This is a genomic window from Spirabiliibacterium mucosae (assembly GCF_014884965.1).
In the GTDB taxonomy this organism is placed as follows: domain Bacteria; phylum Pseudomonadota; class Gammaproteobacteria; order Enterobacterales; family Pasteurellaceae; genus Spirabiliibacterium; species Spirabiliibacterium mucosae.
Map to the genome: position 1 here is coordinate 1 of NZ_JABTBO010000043.1, position 6,435 is coordinate 6,435.

5 protein-coding genes and 1 tRNA gene are annotated in these 6,435 nt (G+C 50.0%); 2 read left to right on the forward strand and 4 right to left on the reverse strand.

All coding sequences use genetic code 11. From position 1 onward, the window contains the following. Positions 1-735: 735 nt before the first annotated feature. The 4 genes from HPC37_RS10530 to rpsU all read right to left on the reverse strand — a co-directional run bounded on the left by HPC37_RS10530 (position 736) and on the right by rpsU (position 4,981). Positions 736-812, reverse strand: a tRNA-Ile gene (locus HPC37_RS10530). A gap of 153 nt (positions 813-965) precedes the next feature. Beyond that, entirely contained in the window at positions 966-2,828 is a 1,863-nt protein-coding gene (gene rpoD, locus HPC37_RS10535) for an RNA polymerase sigma factor RpoD (protein WP_208123068.1), read from the reverse strand. A gap of 79 nt (positions 2,829-2,907) precedes the next feature. Beyond that, the gene (gene dnaG, locus HPC37_RS10540; protein ID WP_208123069.1) at positions 2,908-4,656 is read right to left on the reverse strand and encodes a DNA primase; all 1,749 of its coding nucleotides are present in this window, start codon (positions 4,654-4,656) and stop codon (positions 2,908-2,910) included. A gap of 109 nt (positions 4,657-4,765) precedes the next feature. Beyond that, on the reverse strand, positions 4,766-4,981 hold the full coding sequence (rpsU, locus tag HPC37_RS10545) for a 30S ribosomal protein S21 (protein ID WP_013745715.1): 216 nt from the start codon (positions 4,979-4,981) through the stop codon (positions 4,766-4,768). A 211-nt stretch (positions 4,982-5,192) separates the two neighbouring features. Between rpsU and tsaD the strand changes: the two genes are divergently transcribed. Beyond that, positions 5,193-6,212 carry a tRNA (adenosine(37)-N6)-threonylcarbamoyltransferase complex transferase subunit TsaD gene (tsaD, locus tag HPC37_RS10550; RefSeq protein WP_208123070.1) on the forward strand — a complete coding sequence of 340 codons (1,020 nt, stop codon included), beginning with the start codon at positions 5,193-5,195 and terminating at the stop codon, positions 6,210-6,212. A 9-nt stretch (positions 6,213-6,221) separates the two neighbouring features. Then, positions 6,222-6,435 (forward strand): DUF308 domain-containing protein (locus tag HPC37_RS10555; RefSeq protein ID WP_208123071.1); only part of this gene is annotated, 214 nt, incomplete at its 3' end.

Sequence of the window (6,435 nt, forward strand, 5' to 3'; positions counted from 1 at the left end):
ATATATAGCAACAAACTAATGGATTTGATTGTGTATTCTTCATACAACTTACCACCAGATAGATGTGAAGACTTAAAAAATCATGTAAAATCAGATAATTTAAGGATTAAATTTATCAATAATCAAAAAGTATCGATAGCAATTTATAATTCAGAAAAGATAAATATTATTTTCTATAGGCGAGTGCAAATTCTAATAGTGAACTAGGAATCCATAAATACTATAGCTAAATATCAATGTATATATAATATTTTAACTTACCACAATGTAAGATAAAATTATCATCTTAAAACTTGAAAATATTATTTGAGATCTAAGAATGTATTCTGAAAACTTATTAAAGTGATAAAGTGATTTTTATCATTAGCCCTAAACTCAAGCATTTTTTATTAAGCGTCTCGTTCTTTCAAGCGCTTTTTACTCGCTGGGTGAGAGTAAAAAGCGCCATAATAGCATGAGATTGTTTCCATTGAGCAAAATGTCGTCTTTGCTTCTCGGATTGGTGTTTCTAATTGGGATGAGTGATAACGGTGCGGTTTTTCTGCCCATAACGTGTCCTTTTTGTTATCAATAGATCCCACGTTTTTGCCCCTCATCGGCGGGGGATCTATTTGGGGATCTATTTGTTGGGTTAATGAACCAACAAAAGACAACACGAAAAAACACTAAACAACGTTTAACTTCTTGTTTTAACGGGTAAATACAACACGAAATAGAAACAAACAAAAGTTTAACTGGTGGCCCCAACAGGGCTTGAACCTGTGACCAATCGATTATGAGTCGACTGCTCTAACCAACTGAGCTATGGGGCCGGGGAGGAGTTGCGATTATAGAGCAATGTGGGGGTGTTGTCTATAAGTGGCTGAATGGTTGGTGAAAAAAAGTGCGAATATAAAAGTGCGGTTATCAAAGTACGGTTGAAAAAAAGTGCGGTTTGGACCGCACTTTGTATTGGTTTTTGTATGCTATTCGTCGAGGAAGCTTTTGAGGTTTTCTGAGCGGCTTGGGTGGCGCAGTTTGCGCAGCGCTTTGGCCTCAATTTGACGGATACGCTCACGGGTAACATCGAACTGTTTGCCCACTTCTTCAAGGGTGTGGTCGGTGTTCATGTCGATACCAAAGCGCATACGCAGCACTTTTGCCTCGCGTGGGGTGAGGCCGTCGAGCACCTCTTGTGTGGCCATTTTCAGGCTCTCTGCGGTGGCAGAGTCCAGTGGCAGCTCAAGAGTGTTGTCCTCAATGAAATCGCCGAGATGCGAATCATCGTCGTCGCCAATAGGGGTTTCCATCGAGATTGGCTCTTTGGCGATTTTCAGCACTTTGCGGATTTTATCTTCTGGCATATTCATGCGCTCTGCCAGCTCTTCTGGTGTGGCGTCACGGCCCATTTCTTGCAGCATTTGGCGCGAGATACGATTGAGTTTGTTGATGGTTTCAATCATATGCACCGGAATACGAATGGTGCGCGCTTGGTCTGCAATTGAGCGGGTGATCGCTTGGCGAATCCACCAGGTGGCGTAGGTGGAGAATTTATAGCCGCGGCGGTATTCAAATTTGTCCACCGCTTTCATCAAGCCGATGTTGCCTTCTTGAATCAAATCCAAGAATTGCAAGCCGCGGTTGGTGTATTTTTTCGCGATTGAAATCACCAAACGCAAGTTAGCCTCAATCATCTCTTTTTTGGCGCGGCGGGCTTTGAGCTCACCTTGAGAGATGCGCTCACCGATTTCACGAATTTGCGCAATGGTCAAGCTGCTGTCTTTTTCAATCACCTCGAACTCAGCAATGGCGGCGCGGATTTCGCCTTCATAGTTTTTCAGCTTGTCGGACCACGGTTTGCCTGCGCCCAGCGCTTTAACCAGCCACGCATCGCTGGTTTCTTTGCCGGTGAAACCTTTCGGGAAGTGGCTGTCTGGCACTTTGCTGTAGTCTTTAACTAAGCGGCGCAGCAGGCGCTCTTGCGCGCGAATGCGTTTGAGCATGCCACGCATGAGCAGCACGAGGTTGTCAAATTGTTTTGGCACCAAGCGGAATTGCTGGAACACGGCGGATAAAATCACAATTTGCTCACGCGCTTTTTTGCTGGTGCGTCCGTGCTTGCGAATCGCCTCCAAAGTGACGCTGTATTGTGATTTGAGCTCGGCAAATTTTTGGCGGGCAAATTCAGGGTCAATGCTGTTGTCAGAATCATCGGCATCTGAGCTGTCGTCGCTGTCTTCTTCGTCATCTTCATCGAGGTCATCAGCCACCACTTCTTCGCTACCTTCTTCGTCTTCGGAGAACTCAGGCACCATGTCGGCGGTTTCTTCATCCACCACTTCGCTTAAATCCACGAAGCCGGTGATGAGGTCAGTCAAGCGCATGGAGCCGGCTTCAACTTGTTCGTATTGCTCCAGCAGTGAGGTGATCGCCTCTGGGTATTCGGCGACCGCACTTTGCACTTCGTTAATGCCTTCTTCAATGCGTTTGGCGATGTCAATTTCACCTTCGCGGGTGAGCAACTCCACGCTGCCCATCTCACGCATATACATCCGCACAGGGTCAGTTGTGCGCCCAAGCTCCGCCTCCACGCTGGAGAGCACTTGTGTGGCCTCTTCCACGGCGTCTTCATCGGCGATATTTTCATTGAGCATCAAATCATCGGCATCGGGTGCGCTTTCGAGCACTTGAATGCCCATGTCGTTGATCATTTGGATAATATCTTCAATTTGCTCGGCATCGACTAACTCTTCAGGCAGGTGGTCGTTGACCTCAGCATAGGTCAAATAGCCTTGTTCCTTGCCTTGAGCAATGAGTAATTTGAGTTGAGATTTAGGGGTTTGCTCCATAAATTTGACATCCGCACGTATTGATAAATGATAATAATCAAGCAAAAGCTAAGTATAACATAGATTTTGCGCCTATACCCTATGATTTCTGCGCGATGATCAACGCCGCCAGCTCTTGTTTTTCTTCAGCGCTTAAACTGGCGCTGCGATCTTTGGCGATAAGCTGCGCCATGCGCTTGTCAATCAATTGGCCGTAGAGAAAGTTCAATGTGTCTTTAAAACTGTCTTCAATATTCTCATCGCTTATTAGATGATCCCACATGGCCAAAATTTCAAGGGCTTTGTGGTGTTCTTTTCCGCGCCAGTGCTCCAAAATCTGCCCCGTGGTCAGCCCAAGGTGCTGCTGGCATAGTGCAGCGAGTTGATACAAAAGCTGAGCGCCCGTGTCGTCTAGCGCTTTAAACGGCTCAATATCGGGCACAAAGGCAATTAGCCGTGGGTTTTGTAGCAAAAGGGCGATCACAAGGCGGATCGGCGAGCGCTTGACCTCCGCTTGGCGATAACTCGGCTCAACCGCACTTTGGTTTTGGCTGAGCATCAGCTCGCGCAATTGGTCTGGGTTGAACACGCCCATTTTGCTGCCGAGCATATCCAGCACTTGGCTTTGCAGCACTTTGCCGGGGATTTTTTGCAGCATCGGCTGGCAAAGGGTGGCGAGCTTGGTTTTGCCCTCTTTGGAGCTAAGATCGACCTGCGCGAGGAGGTGGTCAAACAAAAACTCGGTGAAGGTTTTCGCCCCTTGCACAAAGTCTAAAAACGCGGCTTTGCCCACGCGGCGAATGTAAGAATCTGGGTCTTCCCCGTCGGGCAAAAAGACAAATTTGAGCTGGCGGCCATCGTGAAGATGCACTAAGGCGTTGTTCAGCGCCCGCCAAGCTGCATCCCGCCCAGCGCGGTCGCCGTCGTAGCAACACACCACCTGTTCACTGGCGCGAAACAGCTGCTGGATTTGCTCAGGCGTTGTGGCGGTGCCGAGTGCGGCCACGGCGTTGTCCACGCCAAATTGCGCCAGCGCCACCACGTCCATGTAGCCTTCCACCACCAGCAAAAACTCAGGCGCATCGTCTTGTTGCAGCGCTTCATAAAGGCCGTAAAGCTCGCTGCCTTTGTGATAAATTGCCGTTTCAGGCGAGTTGAGGTATTTCGGTTTTTCATCGCCGAGCACCCGCCCGCCAAAGGCAATCACCCGACCGCGTTTGTCGCGAATCGGGAACATCAAACGGTTGCGAAAGCGGTCATAGGTGCTGCCACGCTCGTTTTGCGAAAGCATACCCGTGGTCAGCAGCTGCTCACGGCTCTCGCGCGTGTTGCCAAAGCGCTTAAGCACGGTGTCCATGCTGTTGGGCACAAAGCCGATTTGATAGCGCGCAACCACCTTATCACTCAAGCCACGCTTGGCAACATACTCCACCGCCTCGCGGTGCGCGGGCAAGGTTTGGGCATAAAAGCTGGCGATATCACCCATCAGCTGGTGCAAGTCACGCCGGCGTTGATAGTTCAAGTGTGGTTTGCCGTCATCGGCGCGCTGCTCGCGCGGCACTTCAACACCGTGAATGGCGGCAAGCTCTTCAATCGCTTCAGGAAATTCGAGCTTATCGAACTCCATCAAAAACGTGATGGCATTGCCGTGGGCACCGCAACCAAAGCAGTGGTAAAACTGCTTGGCTTGGCTGACAGTAAATGAGGGTGTTTTTTCGTGATGAAACGGGCAGCAGGCTTGATAATCTCGCCCCGCTTTTTTGAGCTTCACGCGCGTGTTGATAAGGTCGACAATGTCGGTGCGTGCGAGCAAATCGTCAATAAACGATCTTGGGATTGTACCTTTCATTGCAAACACCCCCGCATAAAGACCTCAAAAAACAACATACAACAAAACCGTGAAGCCTAAGCATTCACGGTTTCGATAACAGCTTGCCGACAAGCGGCACACGTAATAATTAGTAAAGACGTGTGTGGCGTGCGTTTTCGCGAGCTAATTTTTTAGCGTGGCGTTTTGCCGCAGATGCTTTTTCGCGTTTACGAATTGTGGTTGGTTTTTCGTAAAATTCACGGCTGCGGACTTCCGCCAAGATACCCGCTTTTTCGCAGGAACGTTTGAAACGACGTAATGCTACGTCAAATGATTCGTTTTCACGTACTTTAATTACAGGCATTTGCCAATCACCTCAAAGGAATTTTGTTATTTTTCATACACATCGTCAAAAAAATGACGACAAGACTTAATTAAGGGTTGCAATTTTACTCCAAAACCGCACGCAAAGTCAAAACAAAAAGGCAAAAAGTCGGCAAAATCCACCTCACGCTAGAGCAAAGTGGCAAAATTGGTGTAGAATAGCGCCATTAAAAATTGACTTTGGAAACACTATGCGTGTGCTTGGAATTGAAACGTCGTGTGACGAAACCGGCGTTGCCATTTATGACGAAACGCGCGGGTTGATAGCCAATCAGCTCTATTCACAAATTGCGCTGCACGCCGACTACGGCGGCGTGGTGCCAGAGCTGGCCTCGCGCGATCACATCCGCAAAACCGCACCTTTGATTAAGGCCGCCCTCAAAGAGGCGAATTTGGCGCCTGGCGAAATTGACGGCATTGCCTACACCGCAGGCCCTGGCCTTGTCGGTGCGCTGCTGGTGGGGGCGAGTGTGGCGCGCGCGCTGGCCTATGCCTGGCAGGTGCCCGCACTCGGCGTGCACCACATGGAAGGCCACCTGCTTGCGCCGATGCTTGAGCCCACTCCACCGCACTTTCCGTTTTTGGCGCTGTTGGTCTCCGGCGGGCACACCCAATTGGTGCGGGTTGACGGCGTGGGGCAATATCAATTGCTTGGCGAATCGATTGACGATGCCGCCGGTGAAGCGTTCGACAAAACCGCCAAGCTGCTCGGGCTGGATTACCCTGGTGGCCCTGCCCTTTCGCGCTTGGCACAAAAAGGCAAAGTGCGGTTTCAATTCCCACGCCCGATGACCGACCGCCCAGGGTTGGATTTCAGCTTTTCGGGGCTGAAAACCTTTGCGGCGAATACCATTGCGCAAAACACCCTCGATGAGCAAACTCGTGCGGATATCGCGCTGGCCTTTGAGCAGGCGGTGGTGGACACGTTGTTAATCAAGTGCCGCCGCGCGCTGAAACAAACAGGCTTGAAACGCCTGGTGATTGCCGGCGGCGTGAGCGCCAACCGCACTTTGCGCCACGCGTTAGAAGAGATGATGCAATCCCTCGGCGGCGAGGTGTTTTATCCGCAACCGCAATTTTGCACCGACAACGGCGCGATGATCGCCTACGCGGGCTTTTTGCGCTTAAAGTGCGGTCAGCAAACGGATTTAAGCATTCATGTGCAGCCGCGCTGGGCGATGACCACCCTCGACCCCATTTCACAACCATAAGGACAGAGTATGAAAAATTGGCACATTTGGCTGGCCATCGGCGTGTTATCCATCGCCTTTGGCATCATTGCGGTGATCAACCCTTTCGCGGCCAGCATCGCCGTGGAGCAACTGATTGCGGGCATTTTTATTTTTATCGGCTTGATTCAAATTTATTCCGCGTGGAAAAACCCAGCGACTTTTCGTGGGTCGATGGCTCGCCGGCGTACGTCGGCTTGCTGCT